Annotated in this window: 1 protein-coding gene and 2 pseudogenes (1 of these 3 cut by a window edge); 1 reads left to right on the top strand and 2 read right to left on the bottom strand. The window is 67.6% G+C overall.

What is annotated here, in order from left to right; genetic code table 11:
* Both K789_RS0115665 and K789_RS0115660 read right to left on the bottom strand, forming a co-directional pair.
* Positions 1-316 (bottom strand): annotated as a pseudogene (locus K789_RS0115665) (FAD:protein FMN transferase); the annotation flags it as partial.
* Between the two features lie 29 nt (positions 317-345).
* The gene (locus K789_RS0115660; protein WP_024367578.1) at positions 346-780 is read right to left on the bottom strand and encodes a hypothetical protein; all 435 of its coding nucleotides are present in this window, start codon (positions 778-780) and stop codon (positions 346-348) included.
* 185 nt (positions 781-965) lie between these two features.
* Here K789_RS0115660 and argS point away from each other — a divergent pair.
* Positions 966-2,418: pseudogene (gene argS / locus K789_RS23290) on the top strand (arginine--tRNA ligase); it runs 211 nt beyond the window's last position.

Here is a 2,418-nt window from a genome sequence, read left to right as displayed (position 1 = left end):
AGTACTGGGCATCGTAGCCGAGCTGTTCCAGGCTGCCGCCGATCAGCGGGGTCATGGCCCCGCCGCTGAGCCGGTACAAGGTTTCGTAGAGCGGCCCCAGGGCGGATGCCCCGGGCGGCAGGACGTAGCGGCCCGGCTGCCGCGCCGCGCCGGCGATCAGGGAGTCCGGCCGGAACCGGGACCAGGCGGCGTCGTAGTCCGCCACGGTATCCAGCAGCCGGCGGCGGAGCGCGCCGGGGAGCGGGGACGGTGTTGAGACCTCCCAGCGGGTACCAATGCCGTCGAAGCCGAAGTCCGTCCAGCCCGGATGCGCCACGTTTCCTCCTGCCGGCTACTGACTGGCTGCTACTGGGCCTGGGACTTGATCTTGTCCACAGCCTGGTTAAAGCCGCCGCTGGTCAGCGAGGAGCCGGCCACTTTGGAGACCTTGATCTCGTCGAGCCTCTTGCCAACGATCTGGGCCTTGATGCCGCCGGCGAATTCGCCCTGGAACTTCCTGGTGTTGGGGTTGGACGGGTGTTGGGTGATCTGGACATCGGACACTGCGCCACCGGCAAGTGTCAGGGTCACGCCCACCATCTCGGTGCCGTTCGGTGAGACGTAGTTGCCGTCCGCGCTGAAAGTGCCGTCTTTGTAGGTCGAGGTGCCCGCGCCAGCTGAGGGCGCAGCGCCGGTAGCCTGGGTGCCGGCGGCCGGTCCGGGCGCGCAGCCGGCCGCGGAACCGGCCAGGGAGAGTCCGGCGATGCCGACGACGACGCTTTTTCGGAAAGAGGGGTTCATGCAGCGGCTCATTTTCTCTAGCGGCGATCGGATGGCGGAGTGACCGGGCCTGCGACCCGCGAGCGGGGCCCGGAGCGGTACTCCAATGACGACGTTGAAATCAGCGTAGTGGTTCACCCTGTGACCCGCCTGTCATGACCGACGCCAAATTCCGCCACACTGCGGGCCCCCGGTAGGCTGGAACTGTGACCCCTGAAGAACTCTCCCTCGCCATATCCGCCTGCCTGAAGGACGCCGTCGCCGCCGGTGAAATCGGTCTTTCCGCATCCGACGTCCCGGATGAGGTGCGTGTTGAGCGTCCGAAGAACCGGGACCACGGCGACTGGGCCACCAACATCGCCCTTCAGCTGGCCAAAACCGCGGGTACCAACCCGCGGGAGTTTGCCTCCGTCCTGAGTGCCCGGCTGAAGTCCATCGACGGGGTGTCCGCCGTCGACATCGCCGGACCGGGGTTCCTGAACATCACCGTTGACGCCGCCGCCGCGGGCGCCCTGGCCAAGACCATCGTCGAAGCGGGCCCGGACTACGGCACCAACACGGCGCTCGCCGGCCACACGGTCAACATGGAATTCGTTTCCGCCAACCCCACCGGGCCGCTGCACATCGGCCACACCCGCTGGGCGGCCCTGGGCGACGCGATCGCCCGCGTGCTCCGGGCTTCCGGCGCGGACGTCACGGCCGAGTACTACATCAATGACGCCGGCTCGCAGATGAACGTCTTCGCCAATTCCGTGCTCTCCCGGCTGCACGGCCGCGGGGTGCCCGAGGGCGGTTACCCCGGCGAGTACATCGCAGATCTCGGCCACGAGGTGCTGACCCAGCACCCGGATATCCGCGAACTGACCGACGTCGCCGCCCTGCCGGTGATCCGGGGAGCGGCGTACAAGGCACAGCTGCACGACATCAAACGCACCCTGGCCGAGTTCGGCGTCGCCTTCGACGTCTTCTTCTCCGAGCAGGAACTCCACGACGCCGGCGCGATCGAGGACGCCGTCGCGCGGCTCCGGGAACAGGGCCACGTGTACGACGACGGCGGGGCGGTCTGGCTGCGGACCACCGACTTCGGTGACGACAAGGACCGCGTGATGATCCGGGCGAACGGTGAACCCACCTACTTCGCCGCCGATGCCGCCTACTACCTGTCAAAGAAGGACCGTGGCTACATCGAGAAGATCTACCTGCTCGGCGCCGACCACCACGGCTACATCAACCGGCTCAAGGCCATCGCCGCCGCCGCCGGGGACGATCCCGAGGTCAACATCGAGGTCCTGATCGGCCAGCTGGTCTCCGTCAACGGAGCCAAGCTCTCCAAGCGCGCCGGCAACATCATCGAGCTCAAGGACCTCATCTCCTGGCTGGGCAAGGACGCGGTCCGCTATTCGCTGGCGCGTTTCCCGGCCGATTCGCCGCTGACCCTGGACCCGGAACTGCTGAAGAAGCACAGCAACGAGAACCCGGTGTTCTACGTCCAGTACGCGCACGCCCGTTCCCGCGGCACGGCCCGCAACGCCGTCGCGGCCGGCGTGCAGCGCAGTGTGGACGGCAAAGACTGCTTCGAGGCATCGCTGCTGGAGCACGCGACCGAAAACGAGCTGCTCTCGCACCTCGGCAGCTACCCGTCGGTTGTGGCCCGGGCGG

It is taken from the genome of Arthrobacter sp. TB 26, from assembly GCF_000427315.1.
Classification (GTDB): Bacteria; Actinomycetota; Actinomycetes; order Actinomycetales; family Micrococcaceae; genus Arthrobacter.
This window is presented reverse-complemented; position numbering and strand designations above follow the sequence as displayed.

What these genes read in the sequence shown, in the direction of transcription:
- K789_RS0115660 (WP_024367578.1), bottom strand. Translation starts at nt 780, where the DNA reads ATGAACCCCTCTTTCCGAAAAAGCGTCGTCGTCGGCATCGCCGGACTC.